Genomic DNA, 22,485 nt, shown 5'->3' on the forward strand with positions numbered 1-22,485 from the left:
CACCTATGGGACTCGAAGAGAAACTCCCGAGCGGCTTTCTGCTGACGACGGTCGAACAGGCCGCGGGCTGGGTGCGCAAGGCGTCCGTGTTCCCCGCGACCTTCGGCCTCGCCTGCTGCGCCATCGAGATGATGACCACCGGAGCCGGCCGGTACGACCTGGCCCGCTTCGGCATGGAGGTCTTCCGCGGCTCGCCGCGCCAGGCCGACCTGATGATCGTGGCCGGCCGGGTCAGCCAGAAGATGGCGCCGGTCCTGAGGCAGGTCTACGACCAGATGCCCAACCCCAAGTGGGTCATCTCCATGGGCGTCTGCGCCTCCTCGGGCGGCATGTTCAACAACTACGCGATCGTCCAGGGCGTCGACCACATCGTGCCGGTCGACATCTACCTGCCCGGCTGCCCGCCGCGCCCGGAGATGCTGCTCGACGCGATCCTCAAGCTCCACCAGAAGATCCAGACCTCCAAGCTCGGCGTGAACGCCGAGGAGGCGGCCCGGGAGGCGGAGGAGGCGGCGCTGAAGGCGCTGCCGACGATTGAACTGAAGGGTCTGCTCCGGTGAGCGACAGCGACGAGACACCCAATCCCGAGAAGGACCTCAGCGCGCAGAACCTGCCGGGGCAGCGCGGGGAGCACGGCGAGGAGGTCCGCGTCCAGCGCGGCATGTTCGGCGCCAACAACGGCGGCGACACCTCCGGCTACGGCGGACTCGTCCGCTCGATCCGGCTCCCCGGTCCGGCCTCCCGCCCCTACGGCGGCTGGTTCGACGAGGTGGCCGACGAACTCGAGGGCGCGCTGGAGGAGCAGGGCCTGCTCCCCGAGAACGCCATCGAGAGGACGGTCGTCGACCGGGGCGAGCTCACCTTCCACATCGAACGGGAGCACCTCGTCCGCGTCGCACGCACCCTCCGCGACGACCCGGCGCTCCGCTTCGAGCTGTGCACCGGCGTCTCGGGCGTCCACTACCCGGGCGACAAGGGCCGCGAGCTGCACGCCGTCTACCACCTGCGTTCGCTCACGCACGGCCGGCTGATCCGCCTGGAGACCTCCGCGCCGGACACCGACCCGCACCTGCCGTCGCTCGTCGCGGTCTACCCGACGAACGACTGGCACGAGCGCGAGACGTACGACTTCTTCGGCATCGTCTTCGACGGCCACCCCGCCCTGACCCGGATCATGATGCCGGACGACTGGCAGGGCCACCCGCAGCGCAAGGACTACCCCCTCGGTGGCATCGCCATCGAGTACAAGGGCGCCCAGATCCCGGCTCCGGACCAGCGGAGGTCGTACTCGTGAGCACTTCCCACGCGTCTCCCCGCGAGACGACAGAAGGCACCGTCTACACGGTGACCGGCGGTGACTGGGAAGAGGTCGTCCAGTCCGCCGCGAAGGCCGACGACGAGCGCATCATCGTCAACATGGGCCCCCAGCACCCGTCCACCCACGGCGTGCTCCGGCTCATCCTGGAGATCGACGGCGAGACCGTCACCGAGGCCCGCTGCGGCATCGGCTACCTCCACACCGGCATCGAGAAGAACCTCGAGTACCGGACCTGGACGCAGGGCACCACCTTCGTCACGCGCATGGACTACCTGACCTCGTTCTACAACGAGACGGCGTACTGCCTGGGCGTGGAGAAGCTGCTCGGCATCACCGACCAGATCCCGGACCGGGCCAGCATCATCCGCGTCCTGCTGATGGAGCTCAACCGGCTCTCCTCCCACCTGGTGTGCATCGCCACCGGCGGCATGGAGCTCGGCGCCACCACGATCATGATCTACGGCTTCCGGGACCGCGAGATGATCCTGGACCTGTACGAGCTGATCACCGGCCTGCGGATGAACCACGCGTTCATCCGCCCCGGCGGCCTCGCCCAGGACCTGCCGCCCGGCGCCGTCGACGCCGTGCGCGAGTTCGTGAAGACCATGAAGAAGAACCTGCCGGAGTACGACAAGCTCGCCACCGGCAACCCCATCTTCAAGGCCCGCATGCAGGACGTCGGCTACCTCGACCTCACCGGCTGCATGGCGCTCGGCGCCACCGGACCGATCCTGCGCTCGGCGGGCCTCCCGCACGACCTGCGCAAGACCGACCCGTACTGCGGCTACGAGAACTACGACTTCGAGGTCCCCACCGCCGACACCTGCGACTCCTACGGGCGCTTCCTCGTCCGCCTGGAGGAGATGCGGCAGTCCCTCCGGATCGTCGAGCAGTGCCTCGACCGTCTGGAGCCGGGCGACGTCATGGTCGGCGACAAGAAGATCGCCTGGCCCGCGCAGCTCGCGCTCGGCGCCGACGGCCTCGGCAACTCCATGGACCACATCGCGAAGATCATGGGCACCTCCATGGAAGCCCTGATCCACCACTTCAAGCTGGTCACAGAGGGCTTCCGGGTCCCGGCCGGGCAGGCCTACGCGGCCGTCGAGTCGCCCAAGGGCGAGCTCGGTGTGCACGTCGTCTCCGACGGCGGCACCCGCCCCTTCCGGGTCCACTTCCGCGACCCGTCCTTCACCAACCTCCAGGCCATGGCCGCGATGTGCGAGGGCGGCCAGGTCGCCGACGTCATCGTCGCCGTCGCCTCCATCGACCCCGTGATGGGAGGCGTCGACCGATGACCGACCAGATCAGTCTGGGCATGCCCCAGCTCCCCGCCCCCGCGTACCCGGCCGAGGTCCACGCCCGCCTGACGGAGGACGCGCGGGCGATCATCGACCGCTACCCGGACTCCCGCTCCGCGCTCCTGCCGATGCTGCACCTCGTGCAGTCGGAGGAGGGCCATGTCACCCGTACCGGCATGGCGTTCTGCGCCGAGACCCTCGGCCTCACCACCGCCGAGGTCACCGCCGTCGCCACCTTCTACACGATGTACCGGCGCAAGCCCTCCGGTGACTACCAGGTTGGCGTCTGTACGAACACGCTCTGCGCGGTCATGGGCGGCGACGCCATCTTCGAGGAGCTCAAGGAGCACCTCGCCGTCGGCAACAACGAGACCACCGCCGACGGCAAGATCACGCTCGAACACATCGAGTGCAACGCGGCCTGCGACTTCGCCCCCGTGGTGATGGTCAACTGGGAGTTCTTCGACAACCAGACCCCCGAGTCCGCCAAGCGCATGGTCGACGACCTGCGGGCCGGCCGGACCGTCGAACCCACCCGCGGCGCCCCGATCTGCACGTTCAAGGAGACCGCCCGCATCCTCGCCGGCTTCCCGGACGAGCGCCCGGGCGCCGTCGAGGCCACCGGCGGCGCGGGCCCCGCCTCGCTCGTGGGACTCCGACTCGCCAAGGGCGAGCAGCCGCACCACCGAATCGTCCACCCGCGCGGTGAGACCTCCGGTCAGGAGGGGGAGTGATGACCTTGGCCGCCGAGATCAACAACAGCAGTCCCGAGAAGCTCCTGTCGCCCGTCCTCTCCGCCTTCTGGGACCAGCCCGACTCCTGGACCCTGGAGACCTACGAGCGGCACGAGGGATACCAGGGGCTCAGGCGGGCCCTCGCGATGAGTCCCGACGCCCTCATCGCGTACGTCAAGGAATCCGGCCTCCGCGGACGCGGCGGCGCCGGCTTCCCCACCGGCATGAAGTGGCAGTTCATCCCGCAGGGCGACGGCAAGCCGCACTACCTCGTCGTCAACGCCGACGAGTCCGAGCCCGGCACCTGCAAGGACATCCCCCTCCTCTTCGCCAACCCGCACTCCCTCATCGAGGGAATGATCATCGCCTGCTACGCGATCCGCTCCGAGCACGCGTTCATCTACCTGCGCGGCGAGGTCGTCCCCGTCCTGCGCCGCCTCCACGAGGCGGTGCGCGAGGCGTACGCCGCCGGCTACCTCGGCCGGAACATCCTCGGCAGCGGACTGAACCTGGACATCACCGTGCACGCCGGCGCAGGCGCGTACATCTGCGGTGAGGAGACCGCGCTGCTCGACTCGCTCGAAGGGCGCCGCGGCCAGCCCCGGCTGCGCCCGCCCTTCCCCGCGGTCGCCGGTCTGTACGCCTGCCCCACTGTGGTGAACAACGTCGAGTCCATCGCGTCCGTTCCCGCGATCCTCAACCGGGGCAAGGAGTGGTTCACCTCGATGGGCAGCGAGAAGTCCCCGGGCTTCACGCTGTACTCGCTGTCCGGGCACGTCACCTCGCCCGGCCAGTACGAGGCCCCCCTCGGCATCACCCTGCGCCAGCTCCTCGACATGAGCGGCGGCATGCGCCGCGGCCACCGGCTCAAGTTCTGGACGCCCGGCGGCTCCTCCACCCCGATGTTCACCGACGAGCACCTCGACGTCCCCCTCGACTACGAGGGCGTCGGCGCCGCCGGATCGATGCTCGGCACCAAGGCGCTCCAGTGCTTCGACGAGACCACCTGCGTCATCCGGGCCGTCACCCGCTGGACCGAGTTCTACGCCCACGAGTCCTGCGGCAAGTGCACGCCGTGCCGAGAAGGCACTTACTGGCTCGTCCAGTTGCTCCGTGACATCGAGGCCGGCAAGGGCAAGCTGTCCGACCTCGACAAGCTCAACGACATCGCCGACAACATCAACGGCAAGTCGTTCTGCGCCCTCGGCGACGGCGCCGCCTCGCCGATCTTCTCCTCGCTCACGTACTTCCGCGAGGAGTACGAGCAGCACATCACCGGCCGCGGCTGCCCCTTCGACCCGGCCAAGTCGACCGCCTGGGCGGACAACCACAAGGAGGTGACCGCATGACCGTCACCACGCCCCAGCCCGCCGGCGGCAGCCCGGCCGGAGTGCCGGAAGACCTCGTCTCGCTGACGATCGACGGCATCGAGATCTCCGTCCCCAAGGGGACCCTGGTCATCCGCGCCGCCGAACAGCTCGGCATCGAGATCCCGCGCTTCTGCGACCACCCGCTCCTCGACCCCGCCGGCGCCTGCCGCCAGTGCATCGTCGAGGTCGAGGGCCAGCGCAAGCCGATGGCCTCCTGCACCATCACCTGCACCGACGGCATGGTGGTGAAGTCGCAGCTCACCTCGCCCGTGGCCGAGAAGGCCCAGCACGGCGTGATGGAGCTGCTCCTCATCAACCACCCGCTGGACTGCCCCGTCTGCGACAAGGGCGGCGAGTGCCCCCTGCAGAACCAGGCCATGTCCCACGGGCAGTCCGAGTCCCGCTTCGAGGGCGTCAAGCGCACCTACGAGAAGCCGGTCCCGATCTCCACCCAGGTGCTGCTCGACCGCGAGCGCTGCGTCCTGTGCGCCCGCTGCACCCGCTTCTCCAACCAGGTCGCCGGCGACCCGATGATCGAACTCATCGAGCGCGGCGCCCTCCAGCAGGTCGGCACCGGCGAGGGCGACCCCTTCGAGTCGTACTTCTCCGGCAACACCATCCAGATCTGCCCGGTCGGCGCCCTCACCTCGGCCGCCTACCGCTTCCGCTCCCGCCCCTTCGACCTCGTCTCCTCGCCGTCCGTGTGCGAGCAGTGCGCCGGCGGCTGCGCCACCCGCACCGACCACCGGCGCGGGAAGGTCATGCGGCGGCTCGCCGCCGACGACCCGGAGGTCAACGAGGAGTGGATCTGCGACAAGGGCCGGTTCGGCTTCCGGTACGCCCAGCAGCGCGACCGGCTCACCACCCCGCTGGTCCGCAACACCGACACCGGTGAACTGGAGCCCGCGTCCTGGCCCGAGGCCCTGGAGGCGGCCGCCCGCGGTCTCGTCCGCGGCCGCACCGGCGTCCTCACCGGCGGCAGGCTGACCGTCGAGGACTCCTACGCGTACGCCAAGTTCGCCCGGGTCGCCCTCGACACCAACGACATCGACTTCCGGGCCCGGATCCACTCCGGCGAGGAGGCCGACTTCCTGGCCTCCGCCGTCGCCGGACGCGGCCGCGACCTGGACGGCACGGGCGTCACGTACACCTCGCTCGAAGCCGCCCCGGCCGTCCTCCTCGTCGGCCTGGAGTCCGAGGAGGAGGCCCCCGGCGTCTTCCTGCGGCTCCGCAAGGCCTGGCGCAAGCACGGCCAGAAGACCTACGCGGTCGCCGCCTTCGCCACCCGTGGCCTGGAGAAGTCGGGCGGCACCCTGCTGCCCGCGGCCCCCGGCACCGAGACCGAGTGGCTCGACGCGCTCACCTCCCGGGTCGGCCTCGAAGGCGACGGACTCGCCGCGGCCGAGGCCCTCCGCCAGGAGGGCGCGGTCCTGGCCGTCGGCGAACGCCTCGCCGGCGTCCCCGGCGCCCTGACCGCCGCCCTGCGCGCATCCGCCGCCACCGGCGCCCGGCTCGTGTGGATCCCGCGCCGATCCGGCGAACGCGGCGCCGTCGAGGCCGGAGCGCTCCCCGCGCTGCTGCCCGGCGGCCGGCCCGCCACGAACCCGCGCGCGCGTGAGGAGGTCGCCGCCGCCTGGGGCGTCCGTGAACTCCCGCACGGCTACGGCCGCGACACCGGCCAGATCGTGGAGGCCGCCGCCACCGGCGAACTCGCCGCCCTGCTCGTCGGCGCCGTCGAGGTCTCCGACCTCCCGGACCCGGCACGCGCGCGGGAAGCACTCGACGCGGCCTTCGTCGTCTCCCTGGAGCTGCGGCCCAGCGAGGTCACCGCACGCGCCGACGTCGTCCTCCCGGTCGCCGCCGTCGCCGAGAAGCCCGGCACCTTCCTCAACTGGGAGGGCAGGGCCCGGATGTTCGAGGCCGCGCTCAAGCCCGAGCAGATGACCCGGCCGTCGGCCCCCGCGGACGCGCGCGTGCTCCACATGCTCGCCGACGCCCTCGACGCCCACCTGGCGCTGCCCGACCTCAGGGCCGTACGCCGGGAACTCGACCGGCTCGGCGGCTGGACGGAGGAGCGGGCCTCCGAGCCCGTCGAACCCGGCCAGGCCGCGCCCCGGCCCGGCGACGGCGAGGCCGTCCTCGCCGGACACCGGATGCTGCTCGACCTCGGCCGGCTCCAGGAGGGCGACACCGCCCTCGCGGGCACCCGGCACGAGGCCGTCGCCCGGCTCTCCGCCGCCACCGCCGCCGACACCGGCGTCAAGGAGGGCGACACCCTCGAAGTCACCGGCCCCGCGGGTTCCGTCGCCTTCCCGCTCCGGGTCACCGAGATGCCCGACCGCGTCGTCTGGCTCCCGCTGAACTCGGCCGGGCGCGGCGTCCTCTCCGACACCGGCGCCCACCCCGGCGACCTGGTCCGCATCGGCCCGGCGACCCCGAGCCCCGTCGATGTCACGGAGGTGCAGGCATGACCACGCCGCTCGCCGCCGAAGACCTGTCCATGTTCGGTACGGACCCCTGGTGGCTCGTCCTGATCAAGGCCGTCTTCTGCTTCGCCTTCCTGATGATCACCGTGCTGTTCTCCATCGTGTGGGAGCGCAAGGTCGTCGCCTGGATGCAGCTGCGCATCGGCCCCAACCGGCACGGCCCCTGGGGTCTCCTCCAGTCGCTCGCGGACGGCGTCAAGCTGATGCTCAAGGAGGACGTGATCGTCAAGAAGGCCGACAAGGTCGTCTACGTCCTCGCCCCGATCATCGCGGCCATCCCGGCGTTCATGGCGATCGCCGTGATCCCCTTCGGGCCGGCCGGCAACGAGGTCTCGATCTTCGGCCAGCGCACCTCGATGCAGCTCACCGACCTGCCGATCGCGATGCTGTACGTCCTCGCGGTCGCCTCCGTCGGCATCTACGGCATCGTCCTCGCCGGCTGGTCCTCCGGCTCCACGTACCCGCTGCTGGGCGGTCTGCGCTCCTGCGCGCAGATGATCTCGTACGAGATCGCGATGGGCGCGGCCTTCGCCTCCGTCTTCCTCTACTCCGGGTCGATGTCCACCTCGGCGATCGTCGAGGCGCAGGCGGACCGCTGGTTCGTGATCCTGCTGCCGGTCTCGTTCATCATCTACATCGTCACGATGGTCGGTGAGACGAACCGCGCCCCGTTCGACATGCCGGAGTCCGAGGGCGACCTCGTCGGCGGTTTCAACACCGAGTACTCGTCCATCAAGTTCGCGCTGTTCATGCTCGCCGAGTACGTGAACATGGTGACGGTCTCGGCCGTGTCGGTGACGCTCTTCCTGGGCGGCTGGCGGGCCCCGTACCCGGTCTCCACCTTCTGGGAGGGCGCGAACCACGGCTGGTGGCCGATGCTCTGGTTCGTCATCAAGGTGCAGCTGCTGCTCTTCTTCTTCATCTGGCTCCGGGGCACGCTGCCCCGCGTCCGCTACGACCAGCTGATGAAGCTCGGCTGGAAGGTCCTCATCCCGGTCTCCGTGGTCTGGCTGATGCTGGTCGCCACCGTCCGGGCGCTGCGGAACGAGAACATCGCCTTCGGCAACATCGTCCTGTACGTCGCAGGAGCCGTCCTCGGACTGCTGTTGCTCTCCTTCGTGGTCGACGTGTTCCGCGACCGGAAGGCGAAGGCCGCGGCGCCCGCGCCCGCGGACTCCCGCTCCTTCGACCCGATGGCGGGAGGCTTCCCCGTACCGCCGAAGCCCGGACAGTCCCTGCCGCCCGTGCCCCGGCGCAGGCCGCGGCAGGACCGGGACCTCGTTGTCAGTGGCGCCCCCGATACTGCTACTGCGAGTGATGGAAAGGAGACGGACGGTGTCTGATTTCCAGAATCCGGTGGCCGGCTTCGGCGTGACCTTCAAGGCCATGTTCAAGAAGCGGCTGACCGAGCAGTACCCGGAGCAGCAGAAGACGACGGCGCCCCGCTTCCACGGCCGGCACCAGCTCAACCGTCACCCCGACGGGCTGGAGAAGTGCGTCGGCTGCGAGCTGTGCGCCTGGGCCTGTCCCGCCGACGCCATCTACGTCGAGGGCGCGGACAACACGGAGGAGGAGCGTTACTCCCCGGGCGAGCGGTACGGCCGCGTCTACCAGATCAACTACGCCCGCTGCATCCTCTGCGGACTCTGCATCGAGGCCTGCCCCACCCGGGCGCTGACGATGACCAACGAGTTCGAGCTGGCCGACTCCTCCCGCGAGAACCTGATCTACACCAAGGAGCAGCTCCTCGCGGGACTTGAGGACACCATGGTCGACTCGCCGCACGCGATCTACCCGGGCATGACCGAGCAGGACTACTACCTGGGCCTCGTCGAGGGCGCCGCACCCGGGACCGTCCGCCAGGTCGCCGTGTCCAAGGGGGAGAAGGGCGAGCCGGAGGGGGCGGACTCATGAGCGCGAACCTCGCGGCCTACGCGACGTCCTCGGGTGAGGCCGTCCAGTTCTGGGTCCTCGGCACCGTCGCCGTCGTCGGCGCCCTCTGCACGATCCTGATGAGGCGGGCCGTGCACTCGGCGCTCTGCCTCGCCGGAACCATGATCATCCTGGCGGTCTTCTACCTGGCCAACGGGGCGTACTTCCTCGGCATCGTCCAGATCGTCGTCTACACCGGCGCGATCATGATGCTCTTCCTCTTCGTCGTCATGCTGGTCGGTGTCACGGCCGCGGACTCGCTGAAGGAGACCATCAAGGGCCAGCGCTGGTGGGCCGTCGCCTGCGGCCTCGGCTTCGGCATCCTGCTCGCCGCCGGCATCGGCAACGCCTCGGTGAAGGAGTTCGCCGGACTCGGCGTCGCCAACAGCGCCCACGGCGGAAACGTCGAGGGTCTCGCCGCCCTCATCTTCACCAAGTACGTCTTCGCCTTCGAGATCACCGGCGCGCTCCTCATCACCGCCGCCGTCGGCGCGATGGTGCTCACCCACCGCGAGCGCACCGAGCGGGCCGCCACCCAGCGCGAACTCTCCGAGCAGCGCGTACGCGAGGGCACGCACGTGCCGCCGCTGCCCGCGCCCGGCGTCTACGCCCGGCACAACGCCGTGGACATCGCCGGCCTGCTGCCCGACGGCACCCCGGCGGAGCTCACCGTCATGCAGACCCTGCGCAAGCGGGGCCAGATCCGGGACGTGTCCACCGAGGCCCTCGCCGACCTCAAGGCCCTGGAGCAGCGCTCCGAGGAGCGGCTCGGCCGGGACCGGGACGAAGAGGAGGCCACCCGGTGAATCCCGTCAACTACCTGTACCTCGCCGCCCTGCTGTTCACCATCGGTGCGGTCGGGGTCCTGATCCGGCGCAACGCGATCGTGGTCTTCATGTGTGTCGAGCTCATGCTCAACGCCTGCAACCTCGCGTTCGTCACCTTCTCCCGCATGCACGGAAACCTCGACGGCCAGGTCATCGCGTTCTTCACGATGGTCGTCGCCGCCGCGGAGGTCGTCGTCGGGCTCGCGATCATCGTGTCCGTCTTCCGTGCCCGCCACTCGGCCTCGGTCGACGACGCCAGCCTGATGAAGCTGTGAGGGGCTGACCGTGGAAAATCTCATTGCGCTGCTCGTCGGGGCACCCCTGCTCGGCGCGGCCGTCCTGCTCCTGGGCGGTCGGCGGCTCGACAGGGTCGGGCACTGGATCGGCACGCTGTTCGCGGCCGCCTCCTTCGCCATCGGCCTGGCGCTCTTCGCCGACATGCTCGGCAAGAGCGCCGACGACCGGGCCCTGTACCAGCGGCTCTACACCTGGATCCCCGTCGAGGGCTTCCAGGCGGACATGGCCTTCCAGCTCGACCAGCTGTCGATGACCTTCGTCCTGCTGATCAGCGGGGTCGGCACGCTCATCCACGTCTACTCCATCGGATACATGGAGCACGACGAGCGCCGCCGCCGCTTCTTCGGCTACCTCAACCTGTTCGTCGCGGCGATGCTCCTGCTCGTCCTCGCCGACAACTACCTGCTCCTGTACTTCGGCTGGGAGGGCGTCGGTCTCGCCTCGTACCTCCTGATCGGCTTCTGGCAGCACAAGCCCGCCGCGGCCACCGCCGCGAAGAAGGCCTTCCTGGTCAACCGGGTGGGCGACATGGGCCTGTCGATCGCCATCATGATCATGTTCACCACCTTCGGGACGTTCACCTTCGGGCCGGTGCTCGGGGCGACCGGCGAGACCAGCGAGGGCACGCTGACCGCGATCAGCCTGATGCTGCTCCTCGCCGCCTGCGGAAAGTCGGCCCAGGTGCCACTGCAGTCCTGGCTCGGGGACGCGATGGAGGGCCCGACCCCGGTCTCGGCCCTCATCCACGCGGCCACGATGGTGACCGCCGGTGTCTATCTGATCGTCCGCTCCGCCGACATCTTCAACGCCGCCCCCGACGCGCAGCTCGTCGTCACCGTGGTCGGCGCCGTCACGCTCCTCTTCGGTGCGATCGTCGGTTGCGCGAAGGACGACATCAAGAAGGCCCTCGCCGGCTCGACGATGTCGCAGATCGGCTACATGATCCTGGCCGCCGGCCTGGGCCCCATCGGCTACGTCTTCGCGATCATGCACCTGGTGACCCACGGCTTCTTCAAGGCCGGGCTGTTCCTCGGCGCCGGTTCGGTCATGCACGGCATGAACGACGAGGTCGACATGCGGAAGTACGGCGGCCTGCGGAAGTACATGCCGGTCACCTTCGTCACCTTCGGCCTCGGCTACCTCGCGATCATCGGCTTCCCCGGCCTGTCCGGATTCTTCTCCAAGGACAAGATCATCGAGGCGGCCTTCGCCAAGGGCGGCACCGAGGGCTGGATCCTCGGCGCGGTCACCCTGCTCGGCGCGGCCATCACCGCGTACTACATGACCCGCGTGATGCTGATGACCTTCTTCGGCGAGAAGCGCTGGCAGCCCGACGCCGACGGCAACCCGCCGCACCCGCACGAGTCGCCCAAGTCCATGGTCGTCCCCATGGTCCTGCTCGCCGTCGGCTCCGTCGCCGCAGGCGCCTTCTTCGAGTTCGCCGGTTTCGTCGAGTGGCTGGAGCCGGTCACCGGCTTCGCCCACGGCCACTCGCCGCTCAGCGCCGCGACCGTCACCACCGCCACCGTCGCCGTCATGGTGATCGGTGTCGGCCTCGCGTACGTCCAGTACGGGCGCAAGCCCGTCCCGGTCGTCGCCCCGCGCGGCTCGCTCCTCACCCGGGCGGCCCGCCGCGACCTCCTCCAGGACGACTTCAACCACGCCGTCTTCGTCCGCGGTGGCACCCACCTGACCCGCTCGCTGGTCTACGTCGACCACACCCTGGTCGACGGCGTGGTCAACGGCACCGCGGCCTCCGTCGGCGGACTCTCCGGCCGGCTGCGCAAGCTCCAGAACGGCTACGCCCGCTCGTACGCGGTCTCCATGTTCGGAGGTACGGCGGTGCTGATCGCCGCGACCCTGCTGATGAGGGCGGTGTAATCCATGTCCTTCCCGCTCCTTACGGTGACGGCAGCGGTTCCGGCGGTCGGTGCGATCCTCACCGCCGCCGTCCCCGCGGCCCGCCGCACCGCCGCCAAGTGGCTGGCGCTGCTCGTCTCGCTCGCCACGCTCGTGCTCGCCGCCGTCGTCTTCGTACGGTTCGAGCCCGGCGGCGAGCGGTACCAGCTGACCGAATCCCACTCCTGGATCAAGGACTTCGGCGTCCGCTACGAGCTCGGGGTCGACGGCATCGGGGTCGCGCTCATCGCGCTGACCGCGCTGCTGATCCCGTTCATCATCCTGGCCGGCTGGCACGACGCCGACCCCCTGGAGACCTCCTCCAAGCGGTGGCGGCCCACCCAGGGCTTCTTCGCGCTGATCCTCATGGTCGAGGCGATGGTGATCCTCTCCTTCGAGGCCACCGACGTCTTCCTCTTCTACATCCTGTTCGAAGCCATGCTCATCCCGATGTACTTCCTCATCGGCGGCTTCGGCGACCGCGCCCACACGGGCTCCGACGAGAACGCGGCGGCCCAGCGCTCGTACGCGGCCGTCAAGTTCCTCCTCTACAACCTGGTCGGCGGCCTCATCATGCTGGCCGCCGTCATCGGGCTCTACGTGGTCGCGGGGAACTTCTCGCTCACCGAGATCGCCGAGGCCCGGGCCAACGGCTCGCTGGAGATGGCGACCAGCACGGAACGCTGGCTGTTCCTCGGCTTCTTCTTCGCCTTCGCTGTGAAGGCGCCGCTCTGGCCCCTGCACACCTGGCTGCCGAACGCGATGGGAGAGGCGACCGCCCCGGTCGCCGTCCTCATCACCGCCGTCGTCGACAAGGTCGGCACCTTCGCGATGCTCCGCTTCTGCCTCGGACTCTTCCCCGAGGCGAGCAAGTGGGCCACCCCGGCGATCATCGTCCTGGCGCTCATCAGCATCGTGTACGGGGCGCTGCTCGCCGTCGGCCAGCGGGACATCAAGCGTCTGGTCGCCTACGCGTCGATCTCGCACTTCGGCTTCATCATCCTGGGCATCTTCGCGATGACCACCCAGGGCCAGTCCGGCGCCACGCTCTACATGGTCAACCACGGCATCTCGACGGCCGCCCTGATGCTCGTCGCCGGCTTCCTGATCTCCCGGCGCGGCTCGCGGCTCATCGCCGACTACGGCGGTGTGCAGAAGGTCGCCCCGGTGCTCGCCGGCACCTTCCTCATCGGTGGTCTGGCGACCCTGTCGCTGCCCGGACTCGCCCCGTTCGTCAGCGAGTTCCTCGTTCTGGTCGGCACGTACGCCCGCTACCCGGTGGCCGGTGTCATCGCCACCACGGGCATCGTCCTCGCCGCGCTCTACACCCTCGTCCTGTACCAGCGGACGATGACCGGGCCGGTGAAGGAGGAGGTACGGGAGCTGCCCGACCTGCGGGTGCGTGAACTCGCGGTCGTCGTTCCGCTGATCGCCGTCCTGATCTTCCTCGGGGTCTTCCCGAAGCCGCTGACGGACGTCGTCAACCCGGCCGTGCAGCACACCATGTCCGACGTCCAGCAGAAGGACCCCAGCCCCGAAGTGGAGGCGGCCAAGTGAGCACATCAGCCGTCGCATCCTCTGTCCACAGCCTGTGGACGACTGCTGCCGAACCGCTGGACAAGATCCCGGCTCCCCACATCGAGTACGTCCAGCTCTCGCCCGTACTCATCGTGCTCGGCGCCGCGATCGTCAGCGTCCTCGTCGAGGCCTTCGTGCCCCGCAAGGCCCGTTACCACAGCCAGGTCTTCCTCAGCGTCGTGGCGCTCGCCGCCGCCTTCGCCGCCATCGTCGGCCTCGCCGCCGGCGGGTACGGCTCCACCAAGGCCCACATCGCGGCCATGGGCGCCATCGCCGTCGACGGACCCGCCCTCTTCCTCCAGGGCACCATTCTCCTCGCCTCCGTCGTCGCGATCTTCACCTTCGCCGAGCGCAGGCTCGACCCGGCCGACCACGGCCACCGGGTCGACTCCTTCGCCGCCGAGGCCGCCGCCGTCCCCGGCAGCGACCACGAGAAGGCCGCCGTCAAGGCCGGGTTCACCACCACCGAGGTCTTCCCGCTCGCCCTCTTCGCCATCGCCGGCATGCTCGTCTTCCCGGCCGCCAACGACCTCCTGACGCTCTTCGTCGCCTTGGAGGTCTTCTCCCTCCCGCTGTACCTGCTCTGCGCCGTCGCCCGCCGCAAGCGGCTGATGTCGCAGGAGGCGGCCGTCAAGTACTTCCTGCTCGGCGCCTTCTCCTCGGCCTTCCTGCTCTTCGGGATCGCCCTGCTCTACGGGTACGCGGGCTCCATCTCGTACGCCACGATCGCCCAGGTCGTCGACGGCTCGATCGCCACCGTGAACCCGGCGCTCGCCGACACCATGGGCAACGACGCGCTGCTGCTCATCGGCTTCGCGATGGTCCTCACCGGGCTCCTCTTCAAGGTCGGCGCCGTGCCGTTCCACATGTGGACCCCGGACGTCTACCAGGGCGCCCCGACCCCGGTCACCGGCTTCATGGCCGCCGCGACCAAGGTCGCCGCGTTCGGCGCGCTGCTCCGCCTGCTGTACGTGGTGCTGCCGGGCCTCACCTGGGACTGGCGGCCGGTCATGTGGGGCGTCGCCATCGTCACCATGCTGGGCGGTGCGATCGTCGCCATCACCCAGACCGACATCAAGCGGCTCCTCGCGTACTCGTCGATCGCGCACGCGGGCTTCCTGCTCGCCGGTGTCATCGCGGCCACACCCAGCGGAATCTCGTCCGTCCTCTTCTACCTGGGCGCCTACTCCTTCGTGACCATCGGCGCCTTCGCCGTCGTCACGCTGGTCAGGGACGCGGGCGGCGAGGCCACCCACCTCTCCAAGTGGGCCGGTCTCGGGCGCCGTTCGCCGCTCGTCGCGGCGGTCTTCGCGGTGTTCCTGCTCGCCTTCGCCGGCATTCCGCTGACCTCCGGCTTCTCCGGGAAGTTCGCGGTCTTCAAGGCGGCGGCGGACGGCGGCGCGGGCGCGCTCGTCGTGGTCGGCGTGATCTCCTCGGCGATCGCCGCGTTCTTCTACATCCGGGTCATCGTGCTGATGTTCTTCAGCGAGCCGAAGGCGGACGGCCCCACGGTCGCCGTGCCCTCGGCCCTGACGACGATCACGATCGCGGCGGGTGTGGCGGTCACGCTGGTGCTCGGCTTCGCGCCGCAGTACTTCCTGGACCTCGCGAACCAGGCGAGCGTGTTCGTCCGGTAGCTCCGGCCGTACGCGTGAGGGGCCCGGCTCGGGGGCGAGCCGGGCCCTTCGTCGTGCGCGGGGGTGACCCACGGGAGGTGTCCGTGCCATCGTGGGAACCGCCCCCAGTGGTCTGTACCAGTCGAGGAGAGGGAGCCGCGCCATGAGCGGCACGACCGCCTTACCAGGGACCCCCTGCACCGCCCCCAGAGCCGGCGACCCGCCCATGCACCGCCTGGAGGTCCGGCTGCCCGACCAGGTGCCCTTCGCCGTGGGAACCTTCGACACCATCGGCCCCATGTCCAGGGCCGCCTTCCCGCACCGGCACACCTTCTACGAGATCGTCCACGTCACCGCCGGGACCGGCACCCATGTCGTGGACCTCGCCCGCTGGGAGCTCCGCCCGCCCCACCTGGGCCTCATCCTGCCCGGGCAGCTGCACCACTGGGAGGACACCCGGGGCCTTGACGGCACCGTCGTCCTCTTCACCGAGGACTTCCTCCTCGACCACCCCGGCGACCGGGACCTCCTGCGCCGCCTCGGCGAGCGGCCCTGGCTCACCCTCGACGGGCCCACGCACGCGCGTACCGGACGCCTGATGGGCGAACTCGTCGAGGAGTACGGGCACGGCGCCGACGGCTTCGCGACCGTCCTGCGCTCCCTGCTGCACGTCCTCCTGGTCCGTACGGCGAGACTGCGCGGCCCCGGCACCCACGCGCCCCCGCCGGGCAGGCCCGCCGCCGTCGCGGAGGAGTTCGCCCGCATGCTCGCCCGCACCGGAACGGACGGGGTGACCGTGCGGGAGTGCGCCGAGCTGATCGGCGTCACCCCTGGCTACCTCGCCGAGGCCGTCAGGGCCGCCACCGGCCGCACGCCCGGCGCGCTGCTCCGTGAGGCGCGCTCCCGGGAGGCCCAACGCCTGCTGGTCGGCAGCAGGCTGTCGATACGTCAGGTGGCGGCCCGGGTCGGTTTCGACGACCCCGCGTACTTCTGCCGCTTCTTCCGTCGCGAGACGGGACTCAGCCCGGGGGACTTCCGGAGGTCCCACGAGCGGAATCGCGACGAGCGGAAGGAGCCGGAGCGGAAGTCCCGCGAGCGGACGTCCCACGAGCGGATGGACCACGAGCGGAAGGACCGCGGTCGGAAACACCACGACCGCCGTGATCCGTCCATCGAAGGCGGCGCCCGGCCAGCCTAGGTTCAGTGCCGACCCCCCTCAGCCCCCACGCGAGGAGCAGGCAGGCATGGACAACGAGACCAGTACCGGGCACGTCACCCGTAAGGCGGTGCTGCGGGCCGCGCTCGCGGCCGGCATCGCGGCGCCCACGGTCCTCATGGGCGTACCGGCGCTCGCCCGTACGCTCGCCACGGGCGAGGTGGCGCCCGCGCTGACGCCGGAGTGCGACGACGGCGACGACCCCACCCCGCCGCAGACCGAGGGCCCGTACTTCAAGCCCAACTCTCCTTTGCGGAGCAGCCTGTTGGAGTCGGGCACGGCCGGCGTCCGGCTGACCGTGAGCGGCTATGTCTTCGGGCTCGCCTGCCGGCCGATAGCCGGCGCCCTGCTCGACTTCTGGCAGGCCGACACCAACGGCGCCTACGACAACACCGGATTCCGGTTCCGCGGGCACCAGTTCACCGACGCCCAGGGCGCGTTCAGGCTGACCACGATCGTGCCCGGCCTCTATCCGGGCCGCACCAGGCACCTCCACGTCAAGGTGCAGGCGCCCGGGCGCCCGGTGCTCACCTCGCAGCTGTACTTCCCGGGCGAGCCCCGCAACAACACCGACAGCATCTTCGACGCCCGGCTCCTGATGAGCGTGCGGGACGCGGGCGGGGCCAAGGAGGCGGCCTTCGACTTCGTCCTGAACGTGCCGCAGAACCCCGGCCCGAGTCCCACCGCGACCGCGACCACCCAGCCGCCCGGCGGGAGTTGGGCCGCCGGGACCGCCTACCGGGTCGGGGACCGGGTCACGTACGGCGGCCCGGCCTATGTGTGCCTCCAGGCACACACCGGCCAGGCCGGCTGGGAGCCGCCGAACGTGCCCGCGCTCTGGCGGGCCGTGTAGGCGGGCCGGTCAGGCCGAGGGGACGATCCGGCCCCGGACCTCGCCAAGACCCACCCGCGTGCCGTCCGGGCCCGGCGCCCAGGCCGTCATCACGACCTCGTCGCCGTCCTCCAGGAACGTCCGCTTGCCACCGGCGAGTTCGATCGCGTCCCGGCCGTTCCAGGTGAGCTCCAGCAGTGAACCGCGCTGGTTCACCTCGGGCCCGGACACCGTCCCGGAGCCGTACAGGTCACCCGTACGCAGCGAGGCGCCGTTCACCGTCATGTGGGCGAGCTGCTGAGCGGCCGTCCAGTACATGGTGGAGAACGGCGGCTCGGCCACCGCCTCGCCGTTGATCTCCACCGTGATCCGCACGTCGAAGCCGCCCGGCTCCTCCTCACCCGCGTCGTCCAGGTACGGAAGGAGCGGGAAGTCCCGCGCGGGCGGGGCGGTCCGGGCGGTGTCCAGTGCCTCCAGGGGCGTCACCCACGCCGCCACCGAGGTCTGGAACGACTTGCCGAGGAACGGGCCCAGCGGCACGTACTCCCAGGCCTGCACGTCCCGCGCCGACCAGTCGTTGAGCAGCGTCAGACCGAAGACGTGCTCCCGGAAGTCGGCGAGCGCGACCGGCTTGCCGAGCTCCGACGGGGTGCCGACCAGGAAGCCGACCTCCGCCTCGATGTCCAGCTTGACCGAGGGGCCGAAGACCGGGGCCGGGTCCGTCGGGGCCTTCCGCTGCCCCGAAGGGCGTACGACATCGGTGCCGGAGACCACGACCGTGCCCGCGCGACCGTGGTAACCGATCGGCAGGTGCTTCCAGTTGGGGGTGAGCGCGTCGCCGTCCGGGCGGAAGATCCGGCCCACGTTCGTCGCGTGGTGCTCGCTCGCGTAGAAGTCGACGTAGTCGGCGACCTCGTACGGCAGATGCAGGGTCACCTCGCCGAGCGGGTGCAGCAGCGGCTCGATGTCCGCCCGGTGCGCCGGCACCGTGAGCCAGGCGGTGAGCGCCCGGCGGACGTCACGCCAGGCGGTCCGCCCGGCCGCGAGCAGCGGGTTGAGGCTCGGTCGGTCGAGGAGCGCCGCGTACGGGGAGCCGAGCGCGTGCGCCGCGGCACCCGCGTCCAGCACGTGCCCGCCGATCCGGACGCCGAGCCGGCGCCGGTCGGGCTCGTCGGCGGTGGAGAAGACGCCGTACGGGAGGTTGTGCGGGCCGAAGGGATCGCCCTCGGCCAGGTCGAGCGGGCTGTGCTCGGACATCGGTGCGTGCCTCGCTTTCCACGTGTGTGGGGGACACGTTACGGGGCGCGCTGTCGGGCGTGGATGACATGGATCACACAGAAAGTGCGGCCTCCGTGGGCAACTGTCGGCCTTTGCGTGCTTTGTGTGGGCGGAAGGTGCCCGACCCCACTCCGAGCTGCGAAAACGGGCCTCCCGAACGGCCGGTCCTGGCCATACGATCAGGGTGGTATCGCGCCGCGTGAAGTTGCCGCAGGCGCGCGCCCCGCATTTCTTTCATCCTTCCCTGACCAGGAAAAAGGGTCCCGCACTGTGAAGATTCGTCGCATCCTCGCGACCGCCGTGGCCGCCGCTGTGACCACCCCGGTCGTGTTCCTCTCGGCCGCGCCCGCCTTCGCCGACACGAAGCCGACGCCCGCGTCGACGCAGAAGACGACGTCGGGTGACGAAGACCCCGACTTCGACGAGTACGAGAAGCTCATCGCCGCCGTCACCAAGGCGGAGGAGAAGGTCGAGAAGCTTGAGGCCGAGCGCGAGGCGCTCGTGACCGAGCTCAAGAACATGAAGCTCGACGCGGCACTGGCGACCGAGCTCTCCGAGGCCTGGAAGGCTCTCGGCACGGCCAAGACCGCCAAGAAGGACGCCGACGAGAAGCTGGTCAAGGCCGAGGAGGCCCTCGCGGCCGCCACGCCTGAGCAGAAGGAGGCGGCCGAGAAGGCAGTCGCCGACGCGAAGACGGCCGTCGAGGCCGCCGCCGCCACCCTGGCCGCCGCCGAGCTCCGGCACGAGAAGGCGAAGGAGGCCACGAAGCCCTTCGACGACGCGCGCGTCGCTCTCGCTCGGAAGATCTCCCTCCTCGACGCGGACCTGACGGTGGCCCGTGCCGACCTCGCCAAGGCCGAGAAGGCCCTGGAGGAGTTCGAGAACGACGGTTTCGGGGACTGCAAGGAGGACGACGCCGTCAAGGTCGCGCTCACCGGCCCCAAGACGGTCACCGTCGGCACGAGCGCCGTCTTCTCCCTGCGCATCACCAACAACGCCGACCGGGTCCTGGACGAGGTCGGGGCCTACGCCGACGCCGCCGCCCTCCCGGACGGCGAGGAGCCGATCGACGAGGACGGCTTCTTCAAGCGGTACATCACCGTCGAGTGGACCGGCGCCGGCAACCCGCACTGGTCGCCGATCAACGAGGAGTTCGACTTCATCGAGGTCGGATCGATCGCCAAGGGCGGTCACGCCGACGTGAAGCTGCGCCTCACGGTCGACGCCAAGACCCCGGCCGGCCCCGGTGTCGCCTTCGCCGTCGGCGCGTACGAGAACAACGACAAGACCTGCGGCATCGGTGAGGAGTACGCGCACGCGGACTTCGACATCCTCGCGGCCAAGACCGACAAGCCGAAGCCGAAGCCGGAGCCCAAGCCGACCCCGTCGGAGACCACCGCGACGCCCACCCCGGCGCCCACCACCGGTGGCAACAACAACACCACCCAGCAGGGCGGTTCCTCGAACACCCCGGTGAAGGGCAACCTGGCCGCCACCGGCGCGAACGAGAACCTCACCCAGCTCGGCCTCGTGGCCGCCGCGACCGTCGCCCTCGGCGCCGGCGCGCTGGTGATCGCCCGCCGCCGCAAGGCCGGCGCGAACGCGTAAGCCACTCGTACGGGCCCGCACTCCGGCATCACGGGGTGCGGGCCCGTACTCATGTCGCGGCGCTGTCCGGCCCCATCAGGCTCAGCAGGGCGCACACGGCTCCCAGGTGGTGCACGGTTCGGACCTCTCGGCGCCCGGGCGTCAGGGAACGCGCCGGCCGTTCGCGCCCGGGATTCACCCCGCCGTTCTGGGAATTGTCTTCTCCCATGTCCGGTGGAAGACGACCTCCCCGCCGTCCTTGCACACCACCTCGTTCGTCGTGAAGAACGCGTCCGCGTCGCAGGTGATCTCCGAGCGGGTGTCGACCGTGACGTCCCAGGCCAGCTCCGGGCGGTGCAGCCGGATCGTCCACTCCGAGTTCGTACGGGCGGACAGCGGACCGCTCTCGTCGATCGTGTACGTCTCCACCGCGTCCTCGGTGAACTCAAGGCCGTCCGGGTACACGCGCGTGCCGCCGTACCTCGGGTCGACCTCCAGGGTCCATTCCCCCTTCGCCACGTCCCTGACCACCACCCGCTCCGGGCGCGGTTCCTCCAGGGTGCGCGGGAACGCCACGCCGAGCGGTTCCGCCTGCTCCGGCTCCTCCCATTCGACGGCGTCCTCGGTGGGGCGGCGGACCGGCAGGGTCAGGGAGGAGCCGGCCGGGTCGAGGGTGAAGCCGGCCGCGTCCGGCTGCGGCCAGATCCACGGCCAGTAAGTGGACGAGACCGCGAGGCGCACCCGGTGGCCGGGCGCGAAGGCGTGGCCGATGCCGTTCAGCTCGAAGACGAAGCTCTCCGTCTCGCCGATCTGCGCCTCGACGGCCCGGTCGCGGCCGTAGCGGGCGGAGAAGTTCAGCACGCCCCGGGTGACCAGGGTGGAGGAGCCGTCGGGGGCGATGTCGCAGAGCCGGGCGACGACCTGTCCGGTCGGGGCGGCCGTGCGCAGGGCGAGGCTCACCGACGGGCGGCCGAGGATCTCCACGGGGCCGCCGTCCTCCGGGACGGGGAAGTCGAAGCAGGCCGAGTGGGCGTCCTCGTCGCGCTGGTCGGGCGGCAGGTCGGCGTCGTTGCCGAAGGGGAAGAAGCGGCCCGCGTCGAGCCCGGTCTGCTGGGGTGAGTCGACGACGACCGGCACCCCCTGGAAGGCGTACGTCACGGGGGTGACGTTCGGGGAGGGCCAGGCGGGGTCGGTGACCCAGCGTCCCGGCAGCTCGTCGTACACCGTCGCCGGCAGGTGCGAGTCGCTGATCCAGGAGCGGAGCAGCGGCTCGGCCATCACGTCGTTGTCGGCGTCCTTGAGGTGGTGGTCCCACCAGCGGAGGGTCTCCTGGAGGAAGCCGATGGCCGGGCCGGGCGGCAGGCCGCGGTCCGGGTACTGGTGCGACCAGGGGCCGATGATGCCGCGCACCCGGTCCTGGGGGAGGTGTTCGGTGAGCCGCAGGACGGTGTCGCGGTACGGGTCGTGCCAGCCGCCGACGGCGAGGACGGCGGCCCGGATCGCGCCGTAGTCCTCGCAGACGCTGCCGTGCCGCCAGTACGCGTCGCGGGTCTGGTGGGAGAGCCAGGTGTGCAGGAACGGTTCCACGGCCTCCAGGCGCTTCAGCCACATCGCGCGCCACTCCTCGCCCACGTACCGCGGGTCGGGCGGGCGGCAGACGAAGGCGAGCATGGTGGCGGCCCAGGCGTGCATGTCGACGGCGAGGACCGAGCCGCCCATGTAGTGGACGTCGTTGTCGTAGCGGTCGTCGGTGGAGCAGACGGTGACGATCGCCTTGAGCGGCTCGGGGGCGAGCGCGGCGATCTGGAGCGAGTTGAAGCCGCCCCACGAGATGCCGAACATGCCGACCTTGCCGGTGCACCACGGCTGCTCGGCGAGCCAGTTCACGACGGCCACGCCGTCGGCGAGCTCGACCGGGTCGTACTCGTCGCCGGGCAGGCCCTCGCTGTTGCCGTGGCCGCGGACGTCGACCCGTACGGAGGCGTAGCCGTGGCCCGCGTACCAGGGGTGGCGCTGCCAGTCCCGGGGCGCCGTCCAGTCGGTGAGCCGGTACGGCAGGTACTCCAGGAGAGCCGGCACGGGCTCGTCGGTGAGCGGCCGCCACACGCGCGCGTACAGCCGGGTTCCGTCCGGGAGCGGGATGCGGAGGTCCTCGTGGCGGGTCTCGTACGGGAACTCGGTACGGATCTTCGTCATCAGGTCACCTCAATGGACGGG

18 protein-coding genes are annotated in these 22,485 nt (G+C 70.4%); 16 read left to right on the forward strand and 2 right to left on the reverse strand.

Features of this window, described 5'->3' with window-relative positions; translation table 11 throughout:
- Nucleotides 1–5: 5 nt before the first annotated feature.
- From AOK00_RS04495 to AOK00_RS04565, 15 genes are all read left to right on the forward strand, one after another.
- A complete protein-coding gene (locus tag AOK00_RS04495) occupies nt 6–560 on the forward strand; it encodes a NuoB/complex I 20 kDa subunit family protein (protein ID WP_024756031.1) in 555 nt (184 codons plus the stop codon).
- Nucleotides 557–1,294, forward strand: coding sequence for an NADH-quinone oxidoreductase subunit C (locus tag AOK00_RS04500; RefSeq protein ID WP_055599006.1), 738 nt, complete (start codon nt 557–559; stop codon nt 1,292–1,294). The genes AOK00_RS04495 and AOK00_RS04500 overlap by 4 nt, the downstream gene beginning before the upstream one ends.
- The gene (locus AOK00_RS04505; protein WP_055599007.1) at nt 1,291–2,613 is read left to right on the forward strand and encodes an NADH-quinone oxidoreductase subunit D; all 1,323 of its coding nucleotides are present in this window, start codon (nt 1,291–1,293) and stop codon (nt 2,611–2,613) included. Before AOK00_RS04500 ends, AOK00_RS04505 begins: the two co-directional genes overlap by 4 nt.
- Nucleotides 2,610–3,350, forward strand: coding sequence for an NADH-quinone oxidoreductase subunit NuoE (nuoE, locus tag AOK00_RS04510; RefSeq protein WP_055599008.1), 741 nt, complete (start codon nt 2,610–2,612; stop codon nt 3,348–3,350). Before AOK00_RS04505 ends, nuoE begins: the two co-directional genes overlap by 4 nt.
- Nucleotides 3,347–4,699 carry an NADH-quinone oxidoreductase subunit NuoF gene (nuoF, locus tag AOK00_RS04515; protein WP_173861501.1) on the forward strand — a complete coding sequence of 451 codons (1,353 nt, stop codon included), beginning with the start codon at nt 3,347–3,349 and terminating at the stop codon, nt 4,697–4,699. Before nuoE ends, nuoF begins: the two co-directional genes overlap by 4 nt.
- Nucleotides 4,696–7,191: an NADH-quinone oxidoreductase subunit G gene (locus AOK00_RS04520; RefSeq protein WP_055599010.1), complete on the forward strand. Its 2,496-nt coding sequence runs from the start codon at nt 4,696–4,698 to the stop codon at nt 7,189–7,191. The genes nuoF and AOK00_RS04520 overlap by 4 nt, the downstream gene beginning before the upstream one ends.
- Nucleotides 7,188–8,549: an NADH-quinone oxidoreductase subunit NuoH gene (gene nuoH / locus AOK00_RS04525; protein WP_055599011.1), complete on the forward strand. Its 1,362-nt coding sequence runs from the start codon at nt 7,188–7,190 to the stop codon at nt 8,547–8,549. Before AOK00_RS04520 ends, nuoH begins: the two co-directional genes overlap by 4 nt.
- A complete protein-coding gene (nuoI, locus tag AOK00_RS04530; protein WP_055599012.1) occupies nt 8,524–9,120 on the forward strand; it encodes an NADH-quinone oxidoreductase subunit NuoI in 597 nt (198 codons plus the stop codon). Before nuoH ends, nuoI begins: the two co-directional genes overlap by 26 nt.
- Nucleotides 9,117–9,944 (forward strand): NADH-quinone oxidoreductase subunit J, encoded by an 828-nt coding sequence (locus tag AOK00_RS04535; RefSeq protein ID WP_055599013.1) that lies wholly within the window; start codon nt 9,117–9,119, stop codon nt 9,942–9,944. Before nuoI ends, AOK00_RS04535 begins: the two co-directional genes overlap by 4 nt.
- Nucleotides 9,941–10,240, forward strand: a complete 300-nt coding sequence (nuoK, locus tag AOK00_RS04540; protein WP_055599014.1) for an NADH-quinone oxidoreductase subunit NuoK — start codon at nt 9,941–9,943, stop codon at nt 10,238–10,240. Before AOK00_RS04535 ends, nuoK begins: the two co-directional genes overlap by 4 nt.
- Before the next feature lie 10 nt (nt 10,241–10,250).
- The gene (gene nuoL, locus AOK00_RS04545; protein ID WP_055599015.1) at nt 10,251–12,143 is read left to right on the forward strand and encodes an NADH-quinone oxidoreductase subunit L; all 1,893 of its coding nucleotides are present in this window, start codon (nt 10,251–10,253) and stop codon (nt 12,141–12,143) included.
- Between the two features lie 3 nt (nt 12,144–12,146).
- Nucleotides 12,147–13,718, forward strand: a complete 1,572-nt coding sequence (locus AOK00_RS04550; protein ID WP_055599016.1) for an NADH-quinone oxidoreductase subunit M — start codon at nt 12,147–12,149, stop codon at nt 13,716–13,718.
- Nucleotides 13,715–15,376 (forward strand): NADH-quinone oxidoreductase subunit NuoN, encoded by a 1,662-nt coding sequence (gene nuoN, locus AOK00_RS04555; protein WP_055599017.1) that lies wholly within the window; start codon nt 13,715–13,717, stop codon nt 15,374–15,376. Before AOK00_RS04550 ends, nuoN begins: the two co-directional genes overlap by 4 nt.
- A 142-nt stretch (nt 15,377–15,518) precedes the next feature.
- The gene (locus AOK00_RS04560) at nt 15,519–16,553 is read left to right on the forward strand and encodes a helix-turn-helix domain-containing protein (RefSeq protein ID WP_079041838.1); all 1,035 of its coding nucleotides are present in this window, start codon (nt 15,519–15,521) and stop codon (nt 16,551–16,553) included.
- 46 nt (nt 16,554–16,599) lie between these two features.
- Nucleotides 16,600–17,424 carry a carbohydrate-binding protein gene (locus AOK00_RS04565; protein ID WP_055599018.1) on the forward strand — a complete coding sequence of 275 codons (825 nt, stop codon included), beginning with the start codon at nt 16,600–16,602 and terminating at the stop codon, nt 17,422–17,424.
- A gap of 9 nt (nt 17,425–17,433) precedes the next feature.
- On the opposite strand, the gene fahA is transcribed toward AOK00_RS04565, so the two are convergent.
- The gene (gene fahA, locus AOK00_RS04570; protein ID WP_055599019.1) at nt 17,434–18,660 is read right to left on the reverse strand and encodes a fumarylacetoacetase; all 1,227 of its coding nucleotides are present in this window, start codon (nt 18,658–18,660) and stop codon (nt 17,434–17,436) included.
- Nucleotides 18,661–18,951: 291 nt separating this feature from the next.
- Here fahA and AOK00_RS04575 point away from each other — a divergent pair, with 291 nt between their 5' ends.
- A complete protein-coding gene (locus AOK00_RS04575) occupies nt 18,952–20,289 on the forward strand; it encodes a hypothetical protein (protein WP_055599020.1) in 1,338 nt (445 codons plus the stop codon).
- A gap of 174 nt (nt 20,290–20,463) precedes the next feature.
- Here AOK00_RS04575 and AOK00_RS04580 read toward each other — a convergent pair whose 3' ends face one another.
- Nucleotides 20,464–22,464, reverse strand: coding sequence for a CocE/NonD family hydrolase (locus tag AOK00_RS04580; protein ID WP_055599021.1), 2,001 nt, complete (start codon nt 22,462–22,464; stop codon nt 20,464–20,466).
- Nucleotides 22,465–22,485: the final 21 nt, after the last annotated feature.

The organism is Streptomyces aureus (assembly GCF_001418135.1).
GTDB lineage: Bacteria > Actinomycetota > Actinomycetes > Streptomycetales > Streptomycetaceae > Streptomyces > Streptomyces aureus_A.

What these genes read in the sequence shown, in the direction of transcription:
- AOK00_RS04495 (WP_024756031.1), top strand. Translation starts at nt 6, where the DNA reads ATGGGACTCGAAGAGAAACTCCCGAGCGGCTTTCTGCTGACGACGGTC.
- nuoE (WP_055599008.1), top strand. Translation starts at nt 2,610, where the DNA reads ATGACCGACCAGATCAGTCTGGGCATGCCCCAGCTCCCCGCCCCCGCG.
- AOK00_RS04520 (WP_055599010.1), top strand. Translation starts at nt 4,696, where the DNA reads ATGACCGTCACCACGCCCCAGCCCGCCGGCGGCAGCCCGGCCGGAGTG.
- nuoH (WP_055599011.1), top strand. Translation starts at nt 7,188, where the DNA reads ATGACCACGCCGCTCGCCGCCGAAGACCTGTCCATGTTCGGTACGGAC.
- nuoI (WP_055599012.1), top strand. Translation starts at nt 8,524, where the DNA reads ATGGAAAGGAGACGGACGGTGTCTGATTTCCAGAATCCGGTGGCCGGC.
- AOK00_RS04535 (WP_055599013.1), top strand. Translation starts at nt 9,117, where the DNA reads ATGAGCGCGAACCTCGCGGCCTACGCGACGTCCTCGGGTGAGGCCGTC.
- AOK00_RS04550 (WP_055599016.1), top strand. Translation starts at nt 12,147, where the DNA reads ATGTCCTTCCCGCTCCTTACGGTGACGGCAGCGGTTCCGGCGGTCGGT.
- AOK00_RS04560 (WP_079041838.1), top strand. Translation starts at nt 15,519, where the DNA reads ATGAGCGGCACGACCGCCTTACCAGGGACCCCCTGCACCGCCCCCAGA.
- AOK00_RS04565 (WP_055599018.1), top strand. Translation starts at nt 16,600, where the DNA reads ATGGACAACGAGACCAGTACCGGGCACGTCACCCGTAAGGCGGTGCTG.
- fahA (WP_055599019.1), bottom strand. Translation starts at nt 18,660, where the DNA reads ATGTCCGAGCACAGCCCGCTCGACCTGGCCGAGGGCGATCCCTTCGGC.
- AOK00_RS04580 (WP_055599021.1), bottom strand. Translation starts at nt 22,464, where the DNA reads ATGACGAAGATCCGTACCGAGTTCCCGTACGAGACCCGCCACGAGGAC.